The organism is Pseudomonas entomophila (genome assembly GCF_029193575.1).
GTDB lineage: Bacteria > Pseudomonadota > Gammaproteobacteria > Pseudomonadales > Pseudomonadaceae > Aquipseudomonas > Aquipseudomonas entomophila_G.
On the sequence record NZ_JARGCS010000024.1, the window covers coordinates 162,665 to 188,898 of the forward strand.

Consider the following 26,234-nt stretch of genomic DNA (forward strand, 5'->3'; position numbering starts at 1 on the left):
GCCCCGTTCAGGCTCAGTGGGCCGGGACTTCCAGCGGCGATTGCTGGGGGGTGGCGTCCTGGATGCGCTGGGCTTCTTGCAAGGCTTGGGCTTCGGCGCGGGCGCGTTCGTCGGCCTGTTGCTGGAGCTGGTCGAGGCGGGCCGGCGTCAGCTGTTGCAGGCGGACCATCATGCCCTGCACCAGGTCGCGGCGAAGTTCCTGGCGAACCTGCGTGGCTTCCTGGCCGGAGCCGGTGATGTTGTTGCCGTCATACACGCAGACCTTGCGAACCTCCAGCTTGTCCTGCAGCAGCTCGGCATCGTTCAGGCCTTGAACCGAGTACCTCAAAACGGTGGTCAGCTCGTACTCGGCGGAGCGGCTGCCGCCGGTGTAGGTCGCCGCGCGCTGGCTTTCCTGTTCATCGGTCAGCACCAGCTTGTACGGCGCGCCGACGTGAACCTTGACGCCGCTGTTCTCGAGCGAGCGGCGCAGCTGGTTGACGGTCTCGCCGAAGGCGTTACGCGCGCTGAGGTCCAGCTCCTTGAAAGCCAGTTCGGTGGTGCCGGTGCCGCGCAGCTGGAAACCGCAGGCGCTGAGCACGACGGCCAGGCCCATTACCAGCAGATTGCGTTTGATCATGTTGTTGCTCCCTTGTGGGCCTGTTCCGCCCGCCCGCGCACTGCGCGGGCGGGCGTTGCCATCAGTTGGCGACGATGTTGACCAGCTTGCCCGGCACCACGATGACCTTGCGGATGGTCAGGCCATCGATGAAGCGCAGGACGTTCTCGTTGTTGCGGGCGGCGGCTTCGATTTCCTCGCGGCTGGCGGCGGCAGGCATTTCGACCTGGCCACGCAGCTTGCCGTTGACCTGCACCACCAGGGTGAGGGTGTCCTGCACCAGGGCGCTTTCGTCGACCGACGGCCAGGTGGCGTCGATGACGGCCTGGTCGTGGCCCAGCTGCTTCCACAGCTCGTGGCTAAGGTGTGGGGTGATCGGCGACAGCAGCAGCACCACGGCCTCCAGGCCTTCCTGCAACAGGGCGCGGTCCTGTTCGGTGGCTTGCGGGGCTTTTTCCAACACGTTCATCACGGTCATCACCTGGGCGATGGCGGTGTTGAACTTGTGGTACTGCCCCACATCGGTGCTGGCTTGCTTGATTGCGGCATGGATAGCGCGACGGATGACTTTCTGCTCGTCGCTCAGCGCGCTGACCTCCAGCTTGCCCGGCAGGCCCTGGCTGACATGAGCGTGGGCCAGGCGCCAGACACGGCGCAGGAAACGGCTGGCGCCTTCGACGCCGGAGTCGGACCACTCCAGGCTCATGTCGGGCGGCGAGGCGAACATCATGAACAGGCGGCAGGTGTCGGCGCCGTAGGCATCGATCATCGCCTGCGGGTCGACGCCGTTGTTCTTCGACTTCGACATCTTCTCGGTGCCGCCGATTTCCACCGGCAGGCCGTCGGTCTTCAGGCGCGCGCCAACGATCTTGGCCTTGGCGTCACGCTCGATCTCGACGTCGGCCGGGTTGAACCAGTCCTTGCCGCCGTTGCTGGCCACGCGGTAGTAGGTCTCGGCGACCACCATGCCCTGGGTCAGCAGGTTCTTGAACGGCTCGTTGGACGTCACCAGGCCTTCGTCGCGCATCAGCTTGTGGAAGAAGCGCGCGTACAGCAGGTGCAGGATGGCGTGCTCGATACCGCCGATGTACTGGTCGACCGGCAGCCAGTGGTTGGCCGCTTTCGGGTCCACCAGGCCGCCCTCGTAGTTCGGCGAGGCGTAGCGGGCGAAGTACCAGGACGACTCGACGAAGGTGTCCATGGTGTCGGTTTCGCGCTTGGCCGCGGTGCCGCATTTCGGGCAGGTGCATTCGTAGAATTCGGGCATGCGCGCCAGTGGCGAACCGGCGCCGTCCGGCACCACGTTCTCCGGCAGCACGACCGGCAACTGGTCTTCCGGCACTGGCACGTCGCCGCAGGACGGGCAGTGGATGATCGGGATCGGGCAGCCCCAGTAGCGCTGGCGGCTGATGCCCCAGTCGCGCAGGCGGAACTGGGTGCGCGACTTGCCGAGGTCCTTGCGGATCAGCGCGGCTTCGATGGCGTCGAAGGCGCCCTGGAAGTCCAGGCCGTCGAACTCGCCGGAGTTGATCAACTGGCCGTGCTCGCCGTAGGCAGCCAGCCACTCGTTGCCGACTTCGTCGCCGGCGCTGGTGCGCACCACGGCCTTGAACGGCAGGTCGTACTTGTGGGCGAACTCGAAGTCACGCTCGTCGTGCGCCGGCACGGCCATCACGGCGCCGTCGCCGTAGTGCATCAGCACGTAGTTGGCGACCCACACCGGCAGCTTCTCGCCGGTCAGCGGGTGCTGGACGAACAGGGAAGTGGCCATGCCTTTCTTCTCCTGGGTCGCCAGGTCCGCCTCGGCGACGCTGCCGCTCTTGCATTCGTCGATGAACGCCTGCAGTGCCGGGTTGCCCTGGGCGGCCTGGGTGGCCAGCGGGTGCTCGGCGGCCACCGCCACGTAGGTGGCGCCCATCAGGGTGTCGGGACGGGTGGTGAAGACTTTCAGCGCCCCGGCGTGGCCAATGCTGGCCTGGTCGTAGGGGAACTGCACTTCCATGCCGCGCGACTTGCCGATCCAGTTGCGCTGCATGGTCTTGACCTGCTCAGGCCAGCCCGGCAGCTCGTCGAGGCTTTCCAGCAGCTCGTCGGCGTAGTCGGTGATGCGGAAGTAGTACATCGGGATTTCGCGCTTCTCGATCAACGCGCCCGAACGCCAGCCGCGGCCGTCGATGACCTGCTCGTTGGCCAGCACGGTCTGGTCGGCCGGGTCCCAGTTCACGGTACCGTTCTTGCGGTAGATCACGCCTTTTTCGAACAGGCGGGTGAACAGCCACTGCTCCCAGCGGTAGTAGTCCGGCTTGCAGGTGGTGACTTCGCGCGACCAGTCGAAGGCCAGGCCCAGGCTCTTGAGCTGGGCCTTCATGTAGGCGATGTTCTCGTAGGTCCATTTGGCCGGTGCGACGTTGTTTTTCATCGCGGCGTTTTCCGCCGGCATGCCGAAGGCATCCCAGCCCATCGGCTGCAGGACGTTCTTGCCCAGCATGCGCTGGTAGCGGGCGATCACGTCGCCGATGGTGTAGTTGCGCACGTGCCCCATGTGTAGCTTGCCGCTCGGGTACGGGAACATCGACAGGCAGTAGAAGGTGTCCTTGCCTGGCTGTTCGGTAACAGCGAACGATTGTTGCTCGTCCCAGAATGTCTGGGCGGCGGCTTCGATATCACGGGGCTGGTATTGTTCGTGCATGGCTACTTTGTATAGAGAAATGAGAGACCCTGTTTCCAGGCAGCGGAACCTCGCTGCGTCCGGCACTCCGGTGTCGTGAGAGTGAACGCCGTAGCATACATGAGCGCCGCGCGTCGTGGGAAACCCAAGTTGCGAATGGCGCCGCGCGGGCCGTTGGTCGCGGCGCACGGCTGCTTTTTGCAGTGACGCTAAGCTCATCTGTGGGGGAGATATTCTTATCTTCAATGAGGTGAACGGATGGGAGAGTCGCAGCTACCCGCAATCAAACCGGAGCTTTACGAACGCCTGATCGACCGCCTGGGCCTGGCACTCGAAGTGGCCAGGACCTCCGTGCGATTGCGCGACGAAATGCCTGCCGAACTGGAACTGCGCGGCCTGAGCCACGCGGAGTTCCAAGTGATCAAGGCCTACCTGGACTCGCTTCCGGAAGGCCGTTTCGTCAGTGCCGGTGCCTACCAGCAACCGGAGCCCGCCAAGGGCAAGATCGTCTGGCTCAAGGACAAGCAGCACCTTGCCGCAACGGCACGATCCAGAACGCAACCTTCCAGATAGCCGTTCAGGATTCAAGGCGCAGGTCGTCTTGCGCCGCTTCTTCGATACCTTCGCACTGATCGGCGCCGGCCTCGCTCTTGTTGCCCGGCGCCGATCCTCTTAGGCTGCACGCCTTCCATGGAGGTGTGTTCATGCCCATTCGCTTCTTCATCAAACAGTGGTTGATGCCGCCCGGCGTGTTGTTCCTGTTGCTGCTCGCGGCCTGGTGGTTGCGCCGACGGCGCCCGCGTCTGGCGGCGACATGCTTCACGCTGGGGCTGGGCGGGTTGTGGCTGATGAGTCTGCCGCTTGTGATGGAGGAAACCGCACGGCGGTTGGAGACCGAGCCGGCCCTGGCTGTCGAGCAGTGGGCCGGCCTGGCTGCGCGTGCCGACGTGATCGTGGTGCTTGGCGCCGGGCGCGAGCGTGGCGACCCGGCTTGGGGTGGGCAGGACCAGCCGACCGGGGTCGCGCTGGAGCGCCTGCGCTATGCCGCGCAACTGGCCAGGGCTTCAGGGCTGCCGGTGCTGACCAGTGGCGGGCTGCACTTCGGGGCCCCGCCCAGCGAGGCACGGATCATGGCCGAGCGGTTGCAGGCGGACTTCGGCGTGGCGGTGAAGTGGCAGGAAGAGGCCAGCCGCACCACCTGGGAGAACGCTCGGTTCAGCGCCGAGCTGTTGCAGTCGCTGGGCATTCGCCGGGTGGTGGTAGTGACCCAGGCCTGGCACATGCAGCGTTCACGCTGGAGTTTCGAGCGGGTCGGCTTCGAGGTGGTGCCGGCGCCGGTGGGATTCCTGGGGGGCGACCATGCGCGGCCGTTCGCTGGCTTGCTGCCGGAGAGCCGGGCGATGTGGCAGAACGGGCAGTTGCTGAACGAGGTGGTGGGGTTGGTGGGGTATCGGGTGTTCTATTGAGGTCGGTTGAAGCAGGGCTGGCCCTATCGCGAGGCAAGCCCGTTCCCACACGTGCGGCGATGTCCGTGTAGGAGCGGGCTTGCCCCGCGATAGGGCCGCATCAGGCGATACGCTCAAACGGTCCTGGCGATACGCCCGGCCAGCAGCGCCCAGCCCATCAGCAGCGCACAGACGATCACCAGCGGCCACGAGCGCCATTGCAGGTAGGGCGTCAACTGCTGCATCGGCACCACCTCGCCATACAGCACCGCGCGCTGGAACTGCGGGACCTGCGCGGTGATTCTGCCGAACGGGTCGATCAGTGCGGTCACGCCGTTGTTGGTGGCGCGGATCATCCAGCGGCCGGCCTCCAGGGCGCGCATCTGCGCCATCTGCAAGTGCTGCAGCGGGCCGATCGAGGTGCCGAACCAAGTGTCGTTGCTGATGGTCAGCAGCAGGTCGCTGCGCGCGGCAAGCCCGGCGGCGAACTCGGGGTAGACCACCTCGTAGCAGATGTAAGGGGCCACCTGGTAACCCTTGGCCTGCAGCAGTGGCTGGTCCTCGGGGCCGCGGGCGAAGTCCGACATCGGCAGGTTGAAGAACTCGATCAGGCCGCGCAGCACATCTTGCAGGGGCACGTATTCGCCGAAGGGCACCAGCTTCTGCTTGAGGTAGGTACCGTCGCCTTCGCCGGTCACGGTGATGCCGTTGTAGTAGCGGCGTTGGTGATGGACCACTTCACGTACCGGTACGCCTGTGATCAGCGCGGTATGCCGGTCGGCGGCGAAGTTGCCCATCACGCTCAGGTAGCCTTCGGCCTGGTCCTTGAGCACCGGCACGGCGGTTTCCGGCCACACCAGCAAGTCGACCGGCTTGCTGCTGAAGCTCATGTCCCGGTACAGCGCCAATTGCGCGTTGACGTGGGCCGGGTCCCATTTCAGCTCTTGCTCGACGTTGCCTTGCAGGGCCGCGACCTTCAGCGGCTCACCAGCCGGACGGGTCCAGGCGTGCTCCTTGAGTGCCACGCCGATCGTCCACGGCGCCACCAGCAGCGCGGCACCGATGGCCAGGAACGCCGGGCGCGCGCGTAGGCGGTTGAGGTTGCACAGCAGGGCCGCGGTCAGGGCCAGGGAGAACGAAATCAGCCATACGCCGCCCAGTGGCGCCAGGCCCGCGAGGGGGCCATCGAGCTGGCTATAGCCAGCGTACAGCCAGGGGAAACCGGTGAGGAACCAGCCGCGGAAGGCCTCTTGCAGCAACCACAGCGCGGCGAAGCACAGCGCGTCGGCCAGTGGCGCCTCATTGCGGCGCAACCAGCGCGCCCAGAGCCAGGCGGGCAGGGCGAAGAACCAGGCCAGGCAGGCGAAGAACGCCACCAGCAACAGGATCGCCAGCAGCGGCGAAGCGCCGCCGTAGGTGTTCATGCTGACGTAGATCCACCAGGTGCCGGCGCCGTACAGGCCGAAGCCGTAGCACCAGCCACGGCCCAGCGCCTGGCGCGGGGTGAGGTCGCGCAGGCCGAGGTAGAAGGCGACGATGGCCAGCAGCGCGAGCGGCCACAGGTCGAACGGTGCCAGGGCCAGGGTGGTGGCGGCGCCGGCCGCCACGGCCAGCAGGTTACCGGGCCAGCCGGGGCGGGTGATCCAGCGCATGGTTTTCCTTAACGGGTGATCGGGGTCAGGCGCAGCAAGTGTATCCGCCGGCTGTCGGCGTTGAGAATACGGAAGCGGTAGGCGCCGATCTCGGTGGTCTCGTTGCGCTTGGGCAGGTGGCCAAAGGCGCTCATCACCAGGCCGCCGACGGTGTCGAACTCGTCGTCGGAGAAGGTGCTGTCGAAGAAGCTGTTGAAATTGTCGATCGGCGTGAGGGCCTTGACCAGGAAGTCGCCGCTGGGCAGCGGCTTGATGTAGCTGTCCTCCTCGACGTCATGCTCGTCCTCGATGTCGCCGACGATCTGCTCGAGCACGTCCTCGATGGTCACCAGCCCCGCCACGCCGCCGTATTCGTCGATGACGATGGCCATGTGGTTGTGGTTGGCGCGGAACTCGCGCAACAGCACGTTCAGGCGCTTGGACTCCGGCACGAAGGTGGCGGGGCGCAGCAGGTCCTTGATGTTGAAATGGTCGCCGTTCTCCTTGAGGATCAACGGCAGCAGGTCCTTGGCCAGCAGGATCCCGAGCACATCGTCATGGCTTTCGCCGATCACCGGGTAGCGCGAGTGCGCGGCGTCGATCACCGCCGGCAGGAATTCGCGGGGCGACTGGCTGGCCTTGATGCTGATCATCTGCGAGCGCGGCACCATGATGTCGCGCACCTGCAGGTCGGCGACCTGGATGGCGCCTTCGACGATGGTCAGCGCTTCACTGTCGAGCAGCTTGTTCTGATGGGCTTCGCGCAGCAGCTCGAGGAGCTCCTGGCGGTTTTTCGGCTCATGGGCAAAAGCCTGGGTCAGTTTACCCAGCCAGGACTTTTGCCCGTTGCTCGATCGGTCTTCGCTCATGGCGGTTACTCGTGATCCTTGCAGTATCAGTGTGTGATTGATTCGGTTTCGTCGTCGGCGTAAGGGTCCGGGTGACCCAGTTCCGCCAGCAATGTTCGTTCCAGCGCTTCCATCTCTTCGGCCTCATCGTCCTCGATGTGGTCGTAGCCCAGCAGGTGCAGGCAACCGTGGATCACCAGGTGCGCCCAGTGCGCCTGCAGCGCCTTGCCCTGCTCGGCGGCTTCGCGCTCGACCACGGGCACGCAGATGACCAGGTCGCCCAGCAGCGGGATGTCGAGCAACTCGTCGGGCACGTCGGCGGGGAAGGACAACACGTTGGTCGCGTAGTCCTTGTGCCGGTAGGTGTGGTTCAGCTCGCGGCCCTCGGCTTCGTCGACCAGGCGAATGGTCATTTCCGAATCGGCGCTGCGCTGGCGCAGGGCCAGCTCGCACCAGCGGCGAAAGGCGTCGTCATCCGGGGCAGCGGCGTCCGTGGCCCGTTGCAGGTCGAGTTCAAGCATCTTTGGCGTGTGCCTCGGGCTTGGCCTGGCGGGCGTCGAAGCGGTCGTAGGCTTCGACGATGCGTTGCACCAACGGGTGGCGCACCACGTCCTTGGGCTGGAAATGGGTGAAGCTGATGCCCGGCACGTCCTTGAGCACCTCGATCACGTGCGCCAGGCCCGACTTGGTGCCGCGCGGCAGGTCGACCTGGGTGATGTCGCCGGTGATCACCGCGGTCGAGCCGAAGCCGATGCGGGTGAGGAACATCTTCATTTGCTCGAGGGTGGTGTTCTGGCTTTCGTCGAGGATGATGAAGCTGTTGTTCAGCGTGCGACCGCGCATGTAGGCCAGCGGGGCGATCTCGATCACCTGGCGCTCGATCAGCTTGGCCACGTGCTCGAAGCCGAGCATTTCGTAGAGCGCGTCGTACAGCGGGCGCAGGTACGGGTCGATCTTCTGTGCCAGGTCACCGGGCAGGAAGCCCAGTTTCTCGCCGGCTTCGACCGCCGGGCGCACCAACAGGATGCGCCGCACCTGCTCGCGCTCCAGGGCGTCGACGGCGCAGGCCACGGCCAGGTAGGTCTTGCCGGTGCCGGCCGGGCCGATGCCGAAGTTGATGTCGTTGGCCAGGATTTCCTTGACGTAGCGCTGCTGGTTGACCCCGCGCGGGCGGATGTTGCCCTTGCGCGTGCGCAGCGACACGCTGACTTCGTTGACCGCCGGGTTGTCGATGTTCTCGACCGTCGACTCCTGCAGGTACAGGTGCACGGTTTCCGGTGACAGCTCGGTGGCCTTGGCCTCGCGGTAGAGGCGGCGCAGCAGTTGCTCGGCAGCGGAGGTGGTCTTGGGTTCGCCGATCAGTTCGAACTGGTTGCCGCGGTTGCGGATCTCGATGGCCAGGCGTTGCTCGATCAGGCGCAGGTGCTCGTCGAACTGGCCGCACAGGTTGGCGAAACGGTGGGCCTCGAAGGGTTCGAGGATGAAGCGATGGGGTTGGATGGGAGCGTTCAAGGTCGTTTTTAGCCGCTCGTCGGCAATGGGTGTGAGCTCAAGAATAACCCTTGATCGGCGGTGGCGAAAGCACCCAAGCGATCAAGGGTCGATGCAGGCCTCTGCCGCAGTGCCAGCGCTCGATGAGTCCGTGCGTCAACCCGTGCATGCGGCTGCGTGCCTTCGCTGCGTACCGCGAGCCGTTGCTCGCTCGGTACTGGATTGTCGCACGGGAATTTGACGATTCGGTTATTCGCCGCACGCTCCGGTCGTTTGCCGGGGCGCGAAAGGCCAAGGCTTTAGGGCGCGCGGGCGTCAGGGGAGGGGCGAGAAGGGGGTACGGCCTTCAGCGCTTTGCAGCTCCAGCAGGTATTTGCGGAAGATCTGGCCGAGCACTTGGGTGGCGTGTTCGAGTTCGTCGCGAGGCATCTGCTCGGTGACTTCGTCGGCCATGTCCAAGGCATCCTCGGCGCCGTTGACCGCGGCGATCTTCAGCAGGATGTAGGCCTGTACGTTGTTGGCCTTGACCCCTTCGCCATGGAAGAACATGCCGCCGAGGCGGTACTGGGCCTGGGCGTGGCCCTGCAGCGAGGCCTTGCCGAACCAGTCGAGGGCCTTGCCCAGGTCTTTCGGGGCCTGGTTGCCGCTGTAGTAGAACTCGCCCAGTTCGTATTGCGCTTGGGCGTCCCCGGCGCCCGCCGTTCGCTCGCAGGCCTTCAGGGCGTTCTCCAGCTCCGAAGGCTGGGCATTGAGGGTGCAGCGGCCCGTTGCTGGAATCAGCAACGAGTTACCGCCCTCCGCCAGGGCCAGCAGGGGCTGAAGAAGCAACAGGCAGCCCATGGTCAGGGCGCGGCCGGTGCGGTTCATGGGGATCGACTTACCTCTGCAAAGCTGCGGCCAATGTCTCTGGTGGCACATTATGGGATAAGCAGCGCCTACCTTACAAAGTTTTACTCGATTTTCTGAAGAGAGGAATTAGTAGGCCTGGGTGTGACGGGGTTCATGTTTTGCAATGCTGGGGTGGTCATCGCGGGGCAAGCCCGCTCCTACAGAGACGGCGTGGTCCTTGTAGGAGGGGCTTGCCCCGCGATAGGGCCGGCCCTTACTTCAGTGCGGCGAACGCCCGCTCGGCTGCATCCAGGGTGATCGCCAGTTCCTTGTCGCCATGGGCGATGGAGGTGAAGCCCGCCTCGAACGCGCTCGGCGCCAGGTACACACCGCCGTCGAGCATCAGGTGGAAGAAGCGCTTGAAGCGCTCGGCATCGCTGGCCATCACGTCGTCGAAGGTGACGATGTCATCGGCACCGGTGAAGTACAGGCCGAACATCGCACCCGCCTGGGTGGTGACGAATGGCACGCCCGCGGCATCGGCGCGTTGTTGCAGGCCGTCGAGCATGCGGCTGGTGAAGGCGCTGAGTTCGTCGTGGAAGCCTGGGCGGCTGATCAGGCGCAGTGTGGCCAGGCCCGCGGCCATGGCCAGCGGGTTGCCCGACAGGGTGCCGGCCTGGTAGACCGGGCCGAGTGGGGCGATGCAGCCCATGATCTCGCGCTTGCCGCCGAAGCAGCCGACCGGCATGCCACCGCCGACGATCTTGCCGAAGGTCGACAGGTCCGGCTTGATGCCGTAGTGCCCTTGGGCGCCGCCCAGGGAGACGCGGAAACCGGTCATCACTTCGTCGAAGATCAGCACCACGCCGTGCTTGTCGCATTGCTCGCGCAGGCCTTCAAGGAAGCCCGGTGCTGGCGGTACGCAGTTCATGTTGCCGGCCACCGGCTCGACGATGATGCAGGCCACGCTCTGGCCGACATCGGCGAGGGTTTTCTCCACGGCGGCGAGGTCGTTGAACGGCAGGGTCAGGGTGTGCTTGGCGAAGTCCGCCGGCACACCGGCCGAACTCGGCACACCTTGGGTCAGCAGGCCGGAGCCGGCTTTTACCAGCAGGCTGTCGGAATGGCCGTGGTAGCAGCCTTCGAACTTGATGATGGCGTCGCGGCCAGTGTAGCCACGGGCCAGGCGGATGGCGCTCATGGTCGCCTCGGTGCCGGAGCTGACCATGCGCACCATCTCCATCGACGGCACCAGCGAGCAGACCAGGTCGGCCATTTCGGTTTCCATCGCGGTCGGCGCGCCGTAGGACAGGCCGTGCTGCAACTGGTTGCGCACCGCGTCGAGCACCTCCGGGTGGCCGTGGCCGAGGATCATCGGGCCCCATGAGCCGACGTAGTCGACGTAGCGCTTGTCGTCCTCGTCGATCACATAGGCGCCTTCGGCATGCTTGAAGAACAGCGGGGTGCCGCCGACGCTCTTGAAGGCGCGCACCGGCGAGTTGACACCACCGGGGATGTGTTTCTGGGCTTGGGCGAACAGGGTTTCGGAACGGGACATGGGGTCTTCTCTCGAAATCAGGAAGCGAACAGGGCGTTGAAGGCGCGGGCGCGGCGGGTGACTTCCTGCGCGTTGTCGGCACCGAACAGGCCGTGGATCACCGCCAGCAGGTCGGCGCCATGGGCGACCAGCGGGGCGGCGTTGTCGAGGGTGATGCCGCCGATCACCGCGATCGGCAGCTTGACCTGGGCGCGCGCCTGTTCCAGCAGCTCGACGCTGGCGGCCGGTGCGCCGGGCTTGGTCACGGAATTGAAGAAGCGGCCGAAGGCCACGTAGCTGGCACCTTCGGCGGCGGCCTGGGCGGCCAGCTCGAGGCTGGCGTGGCAGGTCGAGCCAATGATGGCATGGCGCCCGAGCAGGGCGCGGGCCGGGGTCAGCGGGCCGTCGGTCTGGCCCAGGTGCACGCCGACGCCCAGGCGCGCGGCCAGCTCGGCGTCGTCATTGATGATCAACTGGGCGCCATAGCGTTCGCACAGGGTCTTCAGCGCTTCGGCCTCGCGCAGTCGGCGGGCCGCGTCGTCGCCCTTGTCGCGGTATTGCAGCAGGCAGACACCGCCTTCCAGCGCAGCCTCGACGTGGGACAGGAAACGGCCGGCGAGCAGCTGGCTGTCGGTGATCGCGTACAGGCCGCGTAGCTTCATGGCAAGGCCTCGTGTCAGGAGCAGAAGTCCAGGGGCAGGCGACGCGGCACGTATTGGCCCTTGCCCAGTTGCTCGGCGTCGCGCAGGGTCCGCCAGGTGTAGTCCAGGGCGCTGCGTACGGCGCTTTGCAGCTGTTCGCCCAGGGCCAGGCGGCCGGCCAGGGCGCTGGCCAGGGTGCAGCCCGAACCGTGGTAGCTGCCGGGCAGGCGCTGGCAGGTCCAGGTGTGTTGCTGGCCGTCGCGGCTGTACAGGCGGTTGTGGATTTGCTCCTCGTCGCCGTGGCCGCCGGTGATCAGCAGGTGCTGGCAGAACGGCAAGAGTTTCTCGGCGCATTCGTCGGCGGTGCCTTGCGGCAGCTCGGCGAGGATGCGCGCTTCCGGCAGGTTCGGCGTGGCGATGGTGGCGCGTGGCAGCAGGCGCTCACGCAATGCGTAGCCGACCTCGTCCTTGCCCAGGCGGCCACCGCCGCCGGCGCGCAGCACCGGGTCGCAGACCAGCGGCAAGTGCGGGTGCGCCGCCAGCAGCTCGGCGACGGTGTCGACCATCTCGATCGAGCCGAGCATGCCCAGCTTGACCGCCGCCACCGTGGAGTCGGCGAGCACGGCGTTGGCCTGGGCCAGCACCCAGTCGCGGTCGAGCACGCGGAAGTCGGAAACGTTGACGGTATCCTGCACGGTCAGGGCGGTCACCGCGGGGGCGGCGTGACAACCTTGGGCGAGCAGGGCTTCGATATCTGCCTGCAGGCCGGCGCCGCCACTGGGGTCGTGGCCGGAGAGACAGAGGACAACGGGGCGGGAGCTGTAGGTATTCATGGTCGGCGAGCTTACCACCAAACCCTTTGGCGCGAATCGGCCTGCGCGGGGATTTTGCTGTTCACTTGGTCAGGTTTTAACGTTTGCCAGGCCTGTAAGTATTGTTCTAGAGCCTTTTTGCATAAATGGGTAATAGCAGCTGGCCAGCTTGCAAAGCTATGCTAGAGTGCTCGGATAACTCGATCAACGGCACTGCCGGATCGCGTCGCCTCAAAGGGAAGGGAGGCACCGAGGACGTGACCGCACAGGCCATGCTGGGGCTGTATGCGCTATTTGCTGATTGTGCTTCTGGGCTGCCTGCCCATGCTGGCGGGAGCGGTCGATTTCGACAGCGCCACCCGACAACTTCCTCTGGGCAAACTGATGCAGGTCTTCGAAGACCGCGAAGGCACCGCCACCATCGCCCAGGTCAGCGCCCCCACGTTCGCTGGCCGCTTCCGTCAACATGACCAAGACGTGCTCAATGCCGGCTATTCCACCTCGGTGTTCTGGATTCGCCTGGACCTGCGCCCTGTCGGCCCGCCGGCCGCGCCCCGGCAGTGGCTGCTGGAGCTTGCCTACCCGCCGCTGGACCACCTGGAGCTGTACCTGCCGGACGGCCAGGGCGGCTACCGCCTGGCCCGGCGCACCGGCGACGCGCTGCCCTACGACAGCCGGCAGATCCTGCAGAACAACTACCTGTTCGAGTTGCCGTTGGTCGCCGGCCAGCCGACCACGGCCTACCTGCGGCTGCACAGCGAAGGGTCGGTGCAGGCGCCGCTGACGCTCTGGTCGACCGACGCCTATATCGAGGCGCAGCCCACGCGCCTGTATGTGCTGGGCATGATCTACGGCGTGCTGCTGGTGATGCTGGTGTACAACCTGTTCATCTACCTCAGCGTGCGCGACGTCAGCTACCTCTACTACATCTTCTACATCGCCTCGTTCGGCCTCTACCAGGTGTCGGTCAACGGTGCTGGCGTCGCCTACTTCTGGCCTGACAACCCCTGGTGGACCAACGCCGCCACGCCTTTGTTCATTGGTGCCGCCGGCCTGTTCGGCTGCCAGTTCGCCCGCAGCTTCCTGAAACTGGGCCGGCTCAGCCGTGGCCTCGACCGCCTGTTGCTGCTGCTGATGGGCGCGGGCGTGCTGGTGGTGGTGCTGGCGGTCAGCATGCCCTACGGTGTGGCCTTGCGCATGGCCACCGGCCTTGCCCTGGCGTTCACCGTGAGTATCTTCGCCGCAGGGGTGTTCGCCTGGCGGCGCGGGGTTCGGGTGGCGCGTTGGTTCGTCGTCGCCTGGTCGGCGTTTTTGCTGGGAGGGCTGGTCAATACGCTGATGGTGCTCGGCTACCTGCCCAACGTGTTCCTGACCATGTACGCCAGCCAGCTGGGCTCGGCGTTGGAGGTGGCGCTGCTGTCGCTGGCGCTGGCCGACCGCATCAACAGCCTGCGCGAGGAACAGGCGCGGGCGCTGCGTGACACCGGGCGTACCCTGGAGCACCTGAACCAGCAACTGGCCCGCAGCAACCGGCTGAAAGATGACTTCCTCGCCACCGTGACTCACGAGTTGCGCACCCCGATGAACGGCGTGATCGGCTCGCTGGAACTGATGCAGACCGTGCCCATGGGCGCCGAGCAGGCCCAGTACCACCGTACCGCGACCGGCTCGGCCCAGGACATGATGGCCATGGTCGATGACATCCTCATCCTCACCGAGCTGCAGGCCGGCCGCCTGCGCGCCCACGGCGCCCCGTTCAGCCTGCGCCGCCTGCTTCAGGAACTGCGCGCCGGCTACGCCGGGCAGGTATTGGGCAAGGGGCTGTACCTGAGCGTTGACATCCCCGACGACTTGCCCGACGGGCTGGTGTGCGACGCGCAGAAGCTGGCGCGCTGCCTGGCCTGCCTGGTGGACAACGGCCTGAAGTTCACCCACCAGGGCGGCGTGATGATCCAGGCCCGCGGACGGTGGGCCGGGCCGGACAGCCTGGTGTTGAGCCTTACGGTGAGCGACAGCGGCATCGGCTTCGAAGACCTCGACCAGGCGATCCTGTACCAGCGTTTCTTCCAGGTCGACGGCTCCATGACCCGGCGCTACGGCGGCTTGGGCATCGGGCTGTCGATCTGCCGGCAGTTGGGCGAGTTGATTGGCGCGCGGTTGTCCCACGAGTCGACGCGCGGGCTGGGGAGTCGTTTCGAGCTGTCGTTGACGGTGGCCGTGGCTCAACTGCAGGTGCCCTCCGGTCACGTAGCCCATTCATGAGTGCCCTGGTCGCGGGGCGCCGTGGCTCCCTGTAGAAGCGGGCTCGCCCCGCGATAGGGCCGGCAAATGCCCCCCGAACTGTCCTTTTTGCCCCTATGCCCCCCCGGCATTGAATGCTTCACTGGAGATTCCAGGCCCGACCGGATCCAGGGAGCCCCCGATGAACCTGCACCAGTACGCCGAAACCCACGAGGTCACCAACCAGCCCCCGTCGCTCGACGGCGCCAACCTCTATCGCCTCGACCAACCCCTGCAGGAATGGTCCCGCCGCTTCGGCGCCAGTTGGGCCGAGTCGCGGATCGACGCCTACGGCGCCCTGGCCGGCGGCCCGCTGATGGCGGCAGGCTTCCTGGCCAACGCGCACAAGCCTGAATTCAGCAGCCACGACCGCTACGGCCACCGTATCGACCTGGTGGAGTTTCACCCCGCCTACCACGAACTGATGCGCACCGCCGTCGAGCACGGCCTGCCCTCGCTGCCCTGGGCCGACCCACGCCCCGGTGCACACGTGGCCCGCGCCTCGATGACCTACCTGCACAGCCAGGCCGAAGCCGGCACCGGCTGCCCGCTGACCATGACCTTCGCCGCCGTGCCGGCGCTCAAGCTGCAGCCGGAGCTGGCGCAGTACTGGCTGCCCAAGGTCCTGGCCCGCGAGTACGACCCGCGCAACGTCGGCGATCGGCACAAGGCCGGGGTGACCCTCGGCATGGCCATGACCGAGAAGCAGGGCGGCACCGACGTGCGCGCCAACACCACCCGCGCCTACCCGGTCGGCACCCCCGGCCCGGGGCAGGCCTACGAGCTGGTGGGCCACAAGTGGTTCTGCTCGGCGCCGATGTGCGATGCCTTCCTCACCCTGGCGCAGACCGAAAAAGGCCTGAGCTGCTTCCTGCTGCCGCGTCACCGCCCCGACGACCAGCGCAATCAGTTCTACATCCAGCGCCTGAAGAACAAGCTCGGCAACTGCTCCAACGCCTCCAGCGAAGTGGAGTTGCGTGGCGCCCTGGCCTGGATGATCGGCGAAGAGGGCCGTGGCGTACCGACCATCATCGAGATGGTCGCCATGACCCGCTTCGACTGCATGGTCGGCTCCAGCGCCCTGATGCGCCAGGCCCTGACCCAGGCCGCGCACCATTGCGCGCACCGCAAGGTCGGCGGGCGCGTGCTTGCCGGGCAGCCGTTGATGCAGAACGTGCTCGCCGACCTGGCCCTGGAAAGCGAGGCGGCGTTGGCCCTGAGCCTGCGCATGGGCCAGGCGTTGGACCAGTTGGACGACCCGCAGCAGGCGCATTTCGCCCGCCTGGTGACGGCGGTGGGCAAGTACTGGATCTGCAAGCGTGCCCCGGGAATGATCAACGAAGCCGCCGAATGCCTGGGCGGCGCGGGCTACGTGGAGGACAGCATCCTGCCCCGGCTGTACCGCGAGGCGCCGGTCAACTCCACCTGGGAGGGCTCGGGCAACGTGCAATGCCTGGATGTGTTGCGCGCGTTGTCCAAGGAGCCGGGTGTGCTCGACGCGCTGTTCGCCGAGCTTGGCGACGGCCACGGCGACCCGCGCCTGGCCGCGCATATCGGCAACCTCAAGGGCGCCTTCGCCGACACCGACGATATCCAGTACCGCGCCCGCCAGCTGACCGAGGACATCGCCGTGGCGTTGCAGGCCAAGCTGCTGCTGGAGGCCGGCAACGCCGTGGTCAGCGACGCCTTCATCGGCAGCCGCCTGGGAGGCGGTGGCCGGGTGTACGGCGCGTTGCCGCGTGGCGTCGATGCCCAGGCCCTGGTGGCGCGCGCCACGCCGCTCTGAGCGCGTTGCCCCGTGATAGGGCCGTCACTGACCACCGGGGATGTTTTTAGCGCAGAAGGCAGGCAAGATGGAAACCCTGCATGTGCCAGAAGACAGGAAGCCCAGCGTGAGCCAAGCGTTTGTAGTCGTTGATACCCCCGAACAGGCCGTCGACCGTCTGGCGGCCCTGCATGAACAGGCCACCGGGGCCCTCAGTCAGGCCCTCAAGCGCTACCTCAAGGACCGCACCGAGCCGGACCAGGACCAGCGCGCGCTGTTCCGCTACCCGGCCCTGCGCCTGACCTACTACAGCCACGGCGAAGTCGCCGCCACCACCCGCGCCTACGCCAAGGTCCAGGTGGCCGGCACCTACAGCGTCACCATCACCCAGCCGGCCGCCTTCCGCGGCTACCTGCTGGAGCAGTTGCGCCCGCTGATGAGCGACTACACCGTCACCCTCGAAGTCGGTGTCAGCGAACAGAACATCCCGTACCCCTACGTGGTCGACCAGGGCGACGAGCTGGCCGGTAGCGGCATCACGGCCGCCGAGCTGGCCCGGGTGTTCCCCAGCACCGACCTGTCGGCGGCCACCGACAACATCGCCGACGGCCTGTGCGACTGGGGCAGCGCCGAGACCCTGCCGCTGGCGCTGTTCGACGCCGCCCGCGTGGACTTCTCGCTGCGCCGCCTGGTGCACTACACCGGCAGCGACTGGCGCCACGTGCAGCCGTGGATCCTGCTGACCAACTACCACCGCTACGTCGACCAGTTCATCGGCCACGGCCTCGAGCAGCTGCGCCAGGACCCGCGCTTCGTGCGCATGGTCCTGCCCGGCAACGTGGTGATCGAAAAGGGCATGGACGACGGTGAGACCCAGGCCCTGGTGGCCAGCGTGGTCTGGCACCGCTACCAGATGCCGGCCTACCACCTGATCGCCGCCGACGGCGACGGCATCACCCTGGTCAACATCGGTGTCGGCCCGTCCAACGCCAAGAACATCACCGACCACCTGGCCGTGCTGCGCCCGCACTGCTGGCTGATGATCGGCCACTGCGGCGGCCTGCGCCAATCCCAGACCATCGGCGACTACGTGCTGGCCCACGCCTACATGCGCCGCGACGGCATCCTCGACCGGGTGGTGCCGCCGAACATCCCGATCCCGGCCCTGGCCGAGGTGCAGTTGGCCTTGCAGGAAGCGGCGGCGCAGGTCACCGGCGAGCGTGGCGAGGAACTGAAGAAGCGCTTGCGCACCGGCACCGTGCTGACCTACGACGACCGCAACTGGGAGCTGCGCTGGGCCCAGGAGCGGCCATTGATCAACCTGTCGCGCGCGGTGGCGGTAGACATGGAAAGCGGCACCATCGCCGCCCAGGGCTATCGCCTGCGGGTGCCTTACGGCACGCTGCTGTGCGTGTCCGACAAGCCGCTGCACAGTGAGATCAAGCTGCCTGGCTCGGCCAATGCCTTCTACAACCGTGCGGTCAGCCAGCACCTGAAGATCGGCATCGCCGCCCTCGACCTGCTGCGCACCGAGCTCAACTCGCTGCACTCGCGTAAACTGCGCAGCTTCGATGAGCCGCCGTTCCGCTGAGGATCCATGCCCCTGCCTCCCCGCTCCAAGCCGCGCCGCCCGCTGGCGCGGCCCGCCGGCCCGCGTCGCCAGCCCAAGGCGCCGCCGGCCGAGCCGCGTCTGATCCTGTTCAACAAGCCCTTCGATGTGCTGACCCAGTTCAGCGACGGCGAGGGCCGCGCGACCCTCAAGGACTATATCGACATCCCCGGCATCTACCCCGCCGGGCGCCTGGACCGTGACAGCGAAGGCCTGCTATTGCTGACCAATGATGGCCGTTTGCAGGCGCGCATCGCCGACCCCAAGCACAAGTTGCCGAAGACCTATTGGGTGCAGGTGGAAGGGGAGCCGAGCGAGGCGCAGTTGCGCCAGTTGCGCGAGGGGGTGGCGCTCAACGACGGGCCCACGCTGCCGGCCGAGGCGCGTTTGCTGGATGAGCCCGAACTGTGGCCGCGCAACCCGCCGGTACGCTTTCGCAAGAGCGTGCCGACCTGCTGGCTGGAGTTGGTGATCCGCGAAGGGCGCAACCGCCAGGTGCGACGGATGACGGCGGCGGTGGGCTTGCCGACGCTGCGCTTGGTGCGGGTGCGGATCGGTGATTGGGCGCTGGAGGGGTTGGCGCAGGGGTGCTGGCGCGAGGTCGCCGCGAAGCTGTAGGGGGTTGTGCCGGCCCTATCGCGGGGCAGCAGCACAGACCCCGCGTCTAAACCCCTTCAAGCATCCCCACCACCACGCTCTTGATGATGAACGCCAACACCCCCAGCCCCAGCACGAAGAACAGGATCAACGTGCCGAAGCGCCCCGCCTTGGACTTCTTCGCCAGGTCCCAGACGATGAAGCCCATGAAGCCGATCAGCACCGTGACCAGGATGATCATCATCCACTCTTCGAATTTTGCAGGATCCATCGGTGTGCTCCCGGTGCGTCAGCGCAGGTGGGTCAAGGGCATTTCGGTGCTGGCCAGCACCTGGTTGAGCACGAAGCTCGAGCGCACGCTGGTCACGCCCTCGATCCGGGTCAGGCTGCCGAGCAGCAATTTCTGGTAGTGGTCCATGTCCGGCACCACCACTTTCAATTGGTAGTCCGCATCCATGCCGGTCACCAGGCTGCATTCGAGCACCTGGGGCAGGTTGCGGATGGCCGCCTCGAAGGTCTCGAAGCGTTCGGGGGTGTGGCGGTCCATGCCGATCAGCACGTAGGCGGTCAGGCTCAGGCCAAGCTTCTTGCGGTCGAGCAGCGCCACCTGGCGCGAGATGTAGCCGTCGTCCTCGAGCTGCTTGACCCGCCGCGAGCAGGGGGAAGGCGAGAGGCCGATACGCTCGGCCAGCTCCTGGTTGGAGATGCGCGCATCGCGCTGCAATTCGGCGAGGATGCTCAGGTCGTAGCGGTCGAGCTTGCTCATGGAGAAGGCCTTTTCTGTGCGGATTGCGGCGAATTATCGATCCAGGGTGAAAAATTGCGCAAGTGCTATTTATCAGAGCAATCTTCGCAATCCTCTGCCGGTGCCTGTGCCGTATCGTTATCACCAGAATCACTGCCCGGACATCAGTCCACGGCGACGCGCCCCAGGCGGGCGGTCGCGGCCAGCCATCCCATCGGATCCGCCTGGCACCGGGCTACACACCTTCCAGAAGAGGGTGTGAGGTGAGCCGACGCCACAAGCGTCGAGCACGGACGACAATTCCCGAAGGGAGGCCCAGCGGCCTCCCTTTTTTAATGCCTGCGATTTTCATCTGCCCCCCGGCTGCCCACGGTAGACTGCCGACAGTTTCAACCGGGTTTTCTTCGTCGAGAGGGGCAACATGAGGTCGCGCATCTGGCAGTGGGCGGGTGTTGGTTTGCTGGGCATGGGCATCAGCCTTGGGGCTGTGGCCCAGGGGCCGGGCGATGGGCGTGGCGGGCATGGCCCGCAGGATCCCAATGGCGGCGCCATGGGCAGCTCGCCGCTCAACGCCCGTGACGAGGTGCGCCAGACCGAGCCACCGCGCCAGGGCTACTATCAGGACATCCCCCGGCGCAACGGCGACTACCGCCACTGGCAAGCCGGCGGTCCCGGCCCGCGCCCTGGTGGCGACTGGCAAGGTCGGCCCGAGGGCCACGGCAACGGCTGGGGCCCCGGGCCGCAGTACCGTCCGGGGCACACCATCGAGCGCTTCCCCGACCGTTACTGGAAGGTGCCCTACCGTGGGCAGGACTACTTCTATTCCGGCGGCTACTGGTACCGCCCGCAGGGGCCGGGCTACGTGGTGGTGCGCCCGCCCTATGGCGTGCGGGTCGGCTACCTGCCGTCGTATGCGCGGGAGGTGTGGCTGGGCGGCGCGTTGTTCTTCCTGGTGGCCGACACCTATTACCAATACCAGGCCGACAGCCGCGAGTACGTCGTGGTCAACCCGCCCGTGGCCGCGCCGGCGCCGGTGCAGCCGCCGGGTAATGGTTACGACGTGATCGCCTACCCGATGTATGGGCAGGGGCAGGAACAGCAGGATCAGGACCGCTACCAGTGCCATCGTTGGGCGGTGAGCCAGTCGGGGTTCGACCCGGCCACGGCGAGCTATGCGCCGCCGGGAAATGTGGCCGAGCAGTATCGGCGGGCGTTGGGGGCGTGTTTGAGTGGGCGGGGGTATAGCGTCAACTGACGGGGCGGGTGTTGTTACTGGCCCTATCGCGGGCTTGCCCCGCGATAGGGCCGGAGCTGACTAGACCGGATCGGCATGCACCAGCACATCCGCCTTCGGATAGCGCGCGCGGATCGCCCGCGACGCCTCCACGCACAACGCATGCGCCTCATGCAGCGCCAGCCCACCCGGCAACTCCAGGTGCAATTGCACGAACCATTGGCTCCCCGACACCCGTGTGCGCAGGTCATGTGCCCCCTTCACCCCGGGAATCGCCAGCACCAGCTCGAGCATGCGCTCGCCCACATCGGCGGGCAGCTCCTGGTCCATCAGGATGGCCGTGCTCTCTCGGGCGATCTGCACCGCGCTCCACAGGATGTACAACGCGATGCCCAGCCCGAACAGCGCATCCAGCTGCGGCCAGCCGAACCGCGCCAGCAGCAGCGCCAGCAGGATGCTGCCGTTGAGCAGCAGGTCGGAGCGGTAATGCAGCGAGTCGGCGCGCACCGCCGTGGAGCCGGTGGCGCGGATGACTTTGCGTTGAAAGGCCAGCAAGCCCAGGGTCAGCGCCAGCGACAGCAGCATCACCGCGACGCCCGCGCCGGTATCACCCAAAGGCTGCGGTGATTGCAGGCGCTCGACCGCCTGCACCCCGATCAGCACCGCGCTGACGCCGATGAACAGCGCTTGTGCCATACCGGCCATGGCCTCCGCCTTGCCGTGACCGAAGCGGTGGTCGTCGTCGGCCGGGCGCAGGGCGTAGTGCACCGCCAGCAGGTTTAGAAAAGACGCCACCGCGTCCAGTGCCGAGTCGGTGAGCCCGGCCAGCAGGCTCACCGAGCCGCTCAGCCACCAGGCCACGGCCTTGCTCAGCACCAGTACGGTGGCCACCGCCAGCGAGGCGCGGGTGGCAAGGCGCAGCAGGCGTTGGTGTTCGGCGCTGGGCGTCATGCTCGGGGGGAAGTCCTTGTGTCGATCAGGCAGCCGGTACCAGGCCGTAGGCGGCCAGTTGCTCGACGCTGCCGCGGTGCTGGATCAGCCGCGGGTCGTTCAGCGGCAGGCGCTGGCCCAGTTCGCTTTCGAGGATAGCCTGCAAGCGGCTGTTGTCGACCGTGCCGTCGGCCTTGATGGCCGGCTTGAGCAGCGCCGGGTCGACGTGGGCGGTCTGGCCGCCGGGGTAGTAGATGGCGCCGGTGGCGAAGTCGACGCCGAAGGCGATCAGGCCGGGGATCACGTAGAACAGGATGCCGATGGCATCCAGGGCCACGATCACGGGGTCGACCTTGCCTTCGATCTGGCCGCGGCGATCAGGGTAGAACAGGGTGCCGCAGGCCGTCAGCTGGGTCAGCAGGGCGGCGATGAGGGCGCCACCGAGGACGCGGGAATGGATGCGCATGTGAATCTCCGGGAAGGTTGCGACTTAAGGGCAGGCAAAACGCCTGCACCTGTGGCTAAGACCATGATAAGGCAGGCTCGGTTCGCCGTTATACTCGGTCGATCGTTCGAGGACCACCATGATTCCATTACCAATCGATGCCGTGTTGCCAGCACTGCGCCACGCCTTGCGCGAACGCGACGAAGCCGTGCTCGAGGCGCCGCCCGGCGCCGGCAAGACCACCCGCGTGCCCCTGGCCCTGCTCGACGAGCCGTGGTTGGCCGGGCAAACCATCCTGATGCTCGAACCGCGTCGCCTGGCGGCGCGCGCGGCGGCCGAGCGCCTGGCCAGCGAACTGGGGGAAAAGGTCGGCGAAACCGTCGGCTACCGCATCCGCCTCGACAGCAAGGTCGGCCCGCACACACGCATCGAGGTGGTCACCGAAGGCATCCTCACCCGCCGCCTGCAAGCGGACCCGGCGCTGGAGGGCGTCGGCCTGGTGATCTTCGACGAATTCCACGAACGCAGCCTGGACGCTGACCTCGCCCTGGCCTTGAGCCTCAATGGCCGCGAGCTGCTGCGCGACGATCCGCCGCTGAAGATCCTGCTGATGTCCGCCACCCTGGAGGGCGGGCGCTTGTCGCGGCTGCTCGACGACGCCCCGATCGTCAGCAGCGAAGGGCGCATGCACCCGGTGGACATCCGCTGGGGCCGGCCCTTCCAGCCCGGCGAGTTCATCGAGCCGCGGGTGGTCGACTGCGTGCTGCTGGCGCTGGCTGATGAGGCCGGCAGCCTGCTGGTGTTCCTGCCCGGCCAGGCGGAGATCCGCCGCGTGCACCAGTCGCTGCAGGACGCCCTCGGCGAGCGCCGCGACATCCTGCTCTGCCCGCTGCACGGCGAACTCGACCTCAACGCCCAGCGCGCCGCCATCGAGCCGGCGCCCAGTGGTCTGCGCAAGGTGGTGCTGGCGACCAACCTCGCCGAGACCAGCCTGACCATCGATGGCGTGCGCGTGGTGATCGACGCCGGCCTCGCTCGCGTGCCGCGCTTCGACCCCGGCAGCGGCATGACCCGCCTGGAGACCCAGCGCATCGCCCGCGCCAGCGCCACCCAGCGCGCGGGCCGCGCCGGGCGCCTTGAACCGGGGGTGTGCTACCGGCTGTGGTCCGAGGCCCAGCACGAGCAACTGGCCGCCCACGGCAGCGCGGAAATCCTCCAGGCCGACCTGGCCGGGTTGGCCTTGCAACTGTCGCGCTGGGGCGTCACCCCCGAGCAGTTGCGCTGGCTCGACCAGCCGCCCGGCGCCGCCTACGCCCAGGCCCAGGACCTGCTGGCGCGCTTGGGCGCGCTGCGCCCCGGCAGCCGCGACACCCTGAGCGAGCACGGCCAGGCAATGGCCGAACTGCCCGCCCACCCGCGCATCGCCCACCTGCTGCTGCGCGGCCAGGACCTGGGCCTGGCCGCCATGGCCTGCGACCTCGCCGCCCTGTTGGGCGAGCGCGACATCCAGCGCGGCGGCGGCGCCGACCTGCACACCCGCCTGGCCCTGGTCAGCGGCGAGAACAAGGCCGCGCGCGGCGGCCAGGGTGGCGTGCAGCGTGCCCGCCAGTTGGCGCGCCAGTATCGCGGCCTGCTGCGTGGCAAGCCCGGCGCGGCGGTGGCCGACCCCGAGCACCCGCGCTGGCTCGGCGCCCTGCTGGCGCTGGCGTACCCCGATCGCATCGCCCAGCAGCGCCGCGAGGGTGGCGCCGAATACCGCCTGGCCAACGGCCGCGCGGCGCTGTTCGCCGAGGTCGACGCGCTGATGAAATGCCCGTGGCTGGTGATCGCCGACCTCGGCAGCCGCCAGGGCCAGCGCGAGGAGCGCATCTACCTGGCCGCCGAGTTCGACCCGACGCTGCTCGACGGCGTGCTGGCCGAGCAGGTGCAAAGCCTCGATATCCTCGACTGGGACGAACGCGAACAGGTGCTGCGCGCCGAGCGCCAGCGCAAGGTCGGCGAACTGGTGCTCAGCCGCGAGCCGCTGCCGGGCCTGGATGACGACGCCCGCGCCCGTGCCTTGCTCGGCCTGGTGCGGCGCAAGGGCCTGGCGCTGTTGCCCTGGACCCCGGAGCTACGCCAGTGGCAGGCGCGGGTGGCGTTGCTGCGCCAGTTGGACCTGGAAAAGGCCGGTGAAAGTGAATGGCCGGACCTCGGCGATGAGGCCCTGCTGGCCAGTCTGGAAGGGTGGTTGCAACCGTACCTGGGCAAGGTCTCGCGCCTGAGCCACTTCGCCCAGCTGGACCTCTCGTCGATCCTGCGCAACCTGCTGCCCTGGCCGTTGCCGCAACAGTTGGAGGCCCAGGCGCCGCAGGCGATCGAGGTGCCGTCGGGCTCGCATATCCGCCTGGACTACAGCGAGCACCCGCCGATCCTCGCCGTGCGTTTGCAGGAGCTGTTCGGCCTGGCCGACACTCCGCGCATCGCCCAGGGCCGCCAGCAGGTCAAGCTGCACCTGCTGTCGCCGGCGCGTCGGCCGGTGCAGGTGACCCAGGACCTGGCGAACTTCTGGCGCACCACCTACGCCGAGGTGAAGAAGGACCTCAAGGGGCGCTACCCGAAGCATTACTGGCCGGATGACCCGCTGGTGGCCGAGGCGACGGCGCGGGCCAAGCCGCGCAAGTAGACCGCGTTGGCTTCATCGCGGGGCTCGCCCCGCGACAGGGCCGGCCGCCTCCCCCTCAACGCACGATGAAAAACACCTTGCGCACCACCGTGAGGTTCTCCCAGGTACCCTCGAACCCTGCCGCCACCACGAAACTGTCCCCGGCCGCGAACTCCCGGCTCACCCCCTCGCGGTCGGTCAGCCGCACCCGCCCTTCGAGCAGGTGGCACAGTTCGTCGAAATCACAGCTGCACCGCTCCAGGTGCGGCCCCGCCTCCCAGATCCCGGCCATGGCCTGGCGTCCCGGCTGCACATAGTGGCGCCAGCTGCTGGCGTGGTAGGGCGCATCGACCAGCGCGGGGTCGTCGACGACGCTCTGCACCGGCGCGAGGTCGGGGTTGGCGAAATCGATGATATGGCGGGGCAAGGCAGTGGGCATGAAGGCTCTCCAGGTGGTTGAAAAACATCAGGGGCGTCAGCACCAGCCTGCCCGCGACACACCGGGTGATCGCGCGGCGGCTCTGGCTGTATGCTGGCCATGAATGGCACGGCAGGCGCGTGCCGGATCTTTTTAATGGCGAGCGGCGGCGAAGCAAATGCCACCCCGCTCTGTGCGGGCACGCCCGGACGACGATGGGAGGCGCAGGATGAGTACCGAGGCGGGTTGGGGCACTTCACTGGCAGGGCAGGTGTACCAGGCATCGCCCGAAAGCGCGGCGACCCATGAGCTGGTGATGCGCTACCACCAGGCCTGGTGCGAGCAGGACATCGACGCGCAACTGGCCATGCTCGACCCCGACGTGGAATACACCGATTTTTTCCAGGGCCGGCGCATCGCCCTGGGCGAGCTGCGCGACTACCTGATGACCAGCATGACGGCGGGCGACGAAAGCCAGGTCTACACCGACCGCCTGCGGGTCGACGGCGATACCGCCTTCCTGCAATACCAACTGAGCCTGCAGGGCACCCGCGGGTTGGTCTCGTTCCGGGTCTGCGAGGCGATCACCGTGCGCAATGGCCTGGTGGTGCGGGTCAACGAGCATGCCTCGTTGATCACCCGCCATGACATGCTCGCCAGCCGTTTCGGCCAGCGCGCAGCGGGCAGCCGACTGGGGCTTTCGGCCCGTCAGCTCGGCCAGTTGGCCAGTGACCTGCAGCAGTACTTCGAGCAGGGCCGGCCCTTCCTCAACCCAGACCTGGACATGCCTCAGGTGGCCCACGTCACCGGCTACACCCGTAACCAGATCTCGTTCTTCCTCAACCAGGTGCTGGGCTGCTCGTTCTACCAGCACATCAACCAACTGCGCCTGCGCCATTTGCTTGGGCAACTGGAGGGCGTGGGCAGCGCCCAGCGCATCGACGAGTTGGCCAAGGCGGCCGGTTTTCGCTCGCTGTCGACCTTCTACCGCTGTTTCCGCGAGGAGACCGGGCTGTCGCCCAAGGCCTACCTGGAGCGCCAGGCGGCAGGGTGAATTCGTGCGGGCCC

The 26,234-nt window shown here is 67.1% G+C and carries 25 protein-coding genes; 9 read left to right on the forward strand and 16 right to left on the reverse strand.

The genetic code is table 11. The features are described from left to right. Window positions 1–13: 13 nt before the first annotated feature. Both lptE and leuS read right to left on the reverse strand, forming a co-directional pair. Entirely contained in the window at window positions 14–619 is a 606-nt protein-coding gene (lptE, locus tag P0Y43_RS11945; RefSeq protein ID WP_275637467.1) for an LPS assembly lipoprotein LptE, read from the reverse strand. Window positions 620–680: 61 nt separating this feature from the next. Continuing rightward, window positions 681–3,287, reverse strand: coding sequence for a leucine--tRNA ligase (gene leuS / locus P0Y43_RS11950; RefSeq protein ID WP_275637468.1), 2,607 nt, complete (start codon window positions 3,285–3,287; stop codon window positions 681–683). 237 nt (window positions 3,288–3,524) lie between these two features. Between leuS and P0Y43_RS11955 the strand changes: the two genes are divergently transcribed. Next, window positions 3,525–3,839 carry a hypothetical protein gene (locus P0Y43_RS11955; protein WP_275637469.1) on the forward strand — a complete coding sequence of 105 codons (315 nt, stop codon included), beginning with the start codon at window positions 3,525–3,527 and terminating at the stop codon, window positions 3,837–3,839. 4 nt (window positions 3,840–3,843) lie between these two features. Here the strand turns inward: P0Y43_RS11955 and P0Y43_RS11960 are convergent, their stop codons facing one another. After that, window positions 3,844–3,972, reverse strand: a complete 129-nt coding sequence (locus P0Y43_RS11960) for a hypothetical protein (protein WP_275637470.1) — start codon at window positions 3,970–3,972, stop codon at window positions 3,844–3,846. Between P0Y43_RS11960 and P0Y43_RS11965 the strand changes: the two genes are divergently transcribed. After that, on the forward strand, window positions 3,971–4,732 hold the full coding sequence (locus tag P0Y43_RS11965) for a YdcF family protein (protein WP_275637471.1): 762 nt from the start codon (window positions 3,971–3,973) through the stop codon (window positions 4,730–4,732). The two genes, P0Y43_RS11960 and P0Y43_RS11965, sit on opposite strands and share 2 nt — an antisense overlap. A gap of 113 nt (window positions 4,733–4,845) precedes the next feature. Here P0Y43_RS11965 and lnt read toward each other — a convergent pair whose 3' ends face one another. The 8 genes from lnt to P0Y43_RS12005 form a co-directional block, all read right to left on the reverse strand. Beyond that, window positions 4,846–6,363, reverse strand: a complete 1,518-nt coding sequence (gene lnt, locus P0Y43_RS11970; RefSeq protein WP_275637472.1) for an apolipoprotein N-acyltransferase — start codon at window positions 6,361–6,363, stop codon at window positions 4,846–4,848. A gap of 8 nt (window positions 6,364–6,371) precedes the next feature. After that, a complete protein-coding gene (locus tag P0Y43_RS11975) occupies window positions 6,372–7,211 on the reverse strand; it encodes an HlyC/CorC family transporter (protein ID WP_275637473.1) in 840 nt (279 codons plus the stop codon). A gap of 26 nt (window positions 7,212–7,237) precedes the next feature. Continuing rightward, window positions 7,238–7,711, reverse strand: a complete 474-nt coding sequence (gene ybeY, locus P0Y43_RS11980) for an rRNA maturation RNase YbeY (protein ID WP_275637474.1) — start codon at window positions 7,709–7,711, stop codon at window positions 7,238–7,240. Further along, window positions 7,704–8,702, reverse strand: coding sequence for a PhoH family protein (locus tag P0Y43_RS11985; protein WP_275637475.1), 999 nt, complete (start codon window positions 8,700–8,702; stop codon window positions 7,704–7,706). Before P0Y43_RS11985 ends, ybeY begins: the two co-directional genes overlap by 8 nt. Before the next feature lie 294 nt (window positions 8,703–8,996). After that, entirely contained in the window at window positions 8,997–9,548 is a 552-nt protein-coding gene (locus P0Y43_RS11990; RefSeq protein WP_275637476.1) for a tetratricopeptide repeat protein, read from the reverse strand. A gap of 235 nt (window positions 9,549–9,783) precedes the next feature. Beyond that, complete coding sequence (gene hemL, locus P0Y43_RS11995) at window positions 9,784–11,067, reverse strand: glutamate-1-semialdehyde 2,1-aminomutase (RefSeq protein ID WP_275637477.1); 1,284 nt, start codon at window positions 11,065–11,067, stop codon at window positions 9,784–9,786. Between the two features lie 17 nt (window positions 11,068–11,084). Beyond that, window positions 11,085–11,708, reverse strand: coding sequence for a thiamine phosphate synthase (gene thiE / locus P0Y43_RS12000; RefSeq protein ID WP_275637478.1), 624 nt, complete (start codon window positions 11,706–11,708; stop codon window positions 11,085–11,087). Window positions 11,709–11,722: 14 nt separating this feature from the next. Next, window positions 11,723–12,520, reverse strand: a complete 798-nt coding sequence (locus tag P0Y43_RS12005; RefSeq protein ID WP_275637479.1) for a hydroxymethylpyrimidine/phosphomethylpyrimidine kinase — start codon at window positions 12,518–12,520, stop codon at window positions 11,723–11,725. Between the two features lie 264 nt (window positions 12,521–12,784). On the opposite strand from P0Y43_RS12005, the gene P0Y43_RS12010 reads away from it, so the two are divergent. The 4 genes from P0Y43_RS12010 to P0Y43_RS12025 all read left to right on the forward strand — a co-directional run bounded on the left by P0Y43_RS12010 (window position 12,785) and on the right by P0Y43_RS12025 (window position 18,771). Continuing rightward, complete coding sequence (locus P0Y43_RS12010; RefSeq protein ID WP_275637480.1) at window positions 12,785–14,761, forward strand: sensor histidine kinase; 1,977 nt, start codon at window positions 12,785–12,787, stop codon at window positions 14,759–14,761. A gap of 160 nt (window positions 14,762–14,921) precedes the next feature. Further along, window positions 14,922–16,565, forward strand: a complete 1,644-nt coding sequence (locus P0Y43_RS12015) for an acyl-CoA dehydrogenase family protein (protein ID WP_275637481.1) — start codon at window positions 14,922–14,924, stop codon at window positions 16,563–16,565. 82 nt (window positions 16,566–16,647) lie between these two features. Next, entirely contained in the window at window positions 16,648–18,135 is a 1,488-nt protein-coding gene (gene amn, locus P0Y43_RS12020) for an AMP nucleosidase (RefSeq protein ID WP_275637532.1), read from the forward strand. Window positions 18,136–18,141: 6 nt separating this feature from the next. Next, window positions 18,142–18,771, forward strand: a complete 630-nt coding sequence (locus P0Y43_RS12025; protein ID WP_275637482.1) for a pseudouridine synthase — start codon at window positions 18,142–18,144, stop codon at window positions 18,769–18,771. 46 nt (window positions 18,772–18,817) lie between these two features. On the opposite strand, the gene P0Y43_RS12030 is transcribed toward P0Y43_RS12025, so the two are convergent. Both P0Y43_RS12030 and P0Y43_RS12035 read right to left on the reverse strand, forming a co-directional pair. Next, window positions 18,818–19,021, reverse strand: coding sequence for a DUF2788 domain-containing protein (locus tag P0Y43_RS12030; RefSeq protein ID WP_275637483.1), 204 nt, complete (start codon window positions 19,019–19,021; stop codon window positions 18,818–18,820). Between the two features lie 18 nt (window positions 19,022–19,039). Next, a complete protein-coding gene (locus tag P0Y43_RS12035) occupies window positions 19,040–19,516 on the reverse strand; it encodes an Lrp/AsnC family transcriptional regulator (protein ID WP_016712159.1) in 477 nt (158 codons plus the stop codon). 400 nt (window positions 19,517–19,916) lie between these two features. Here P0Y43_RS12035 and P0Y43_RS12040 point away from each other — a divergent pair, with 400 nt between their 5' ends. After that, a complete protein-coding gene (locus P0Y43_RS12040) occupies window positions 19,917–20,750 on the forward strand; it encodes a DUF6515 family protein (RefSeq protein WP_275637484.1) in 834 nt (277 codons plus the stop codon). Between the two features lie 60 nt (window positions 20,751–20,810). Here P0Y43_RS12040 and P0Y43_RS12045 read toward each other — a convergent pair whose 3' ends face one another. Together P0Y43_RS12045 and P0Y43_RS12050 are read right to left on the reverse strand one after the other, a co-directional pair. Next, entirely contained in the window at window positions 20,811–21,680 is an 870-nt protein-coding gene (locus P0Y43_RS12045; RefSeq protein ID WP_275637485.1) for a cation diffusion facilitator family transporter, read from the reverse strand. Between the two features lie 25 nt (window positions 21,681–21,705). Then, a complete protein-coding gene (locus P0Y43_RS12050) occupies window positions 21,706–22,125 on the reverse strand; it encodes a polyribonucleotide nucleotidyltransferase (protein ID WP_275637486.1) in 420 nt (139 codons plus the stop codon). Between the two features lie 118 nt (window positions 22,126–22,243). On the opposite strand from P0Y43_RS12050, the gene hrpB reads away from it, so the two are divergent. Next, a complete protein-coding gene (gene hrpB / locus P0Y43_RS12055) occupies window positions 22,244–24,769 on the forward strand; it encodes an ATP-dependent helicase HrpB (protein ID WP_275637487.1) in 2,526 nt (841 codons plus the stop codon). 55 nt (window positions 24,770–24,824) lie between these two features. Here the strand turns inward: hrpB and P0Y43_RS12060 are convergent, their stop codons facing one another. Further along, on the reverse strand, window positions 24,825–25,187 hold the full coding sequence (locus P0Y43_RS12060; RefSeq protein ID WP_275637488.1) for a cupin domain-containing protein: 363 nt from the start codon (window positions 25,185–25,187) through the stop codon (window positions 24,825–24,827). Window positions 25,188–25,395: 208 nt separating this feature from the next. Between P0Y43_RS12060 and P0Y43_RS12065 the strand changes: the two genes are divergently transcribed. Further along, window positions 25,396–26,220: a nuclear transport factor 2 family protein gene (locus tag P0Y43_RS12065; protein ID WP_275637489.1), complete on the forward strand. Its 825-nt coding sequence runs from the start codon at window positions 25,396–25,398 to the stop codon at window positions 26,218–26,220. Window positions 26,221–26,234 lie beyond the last annotated feature (14 nt).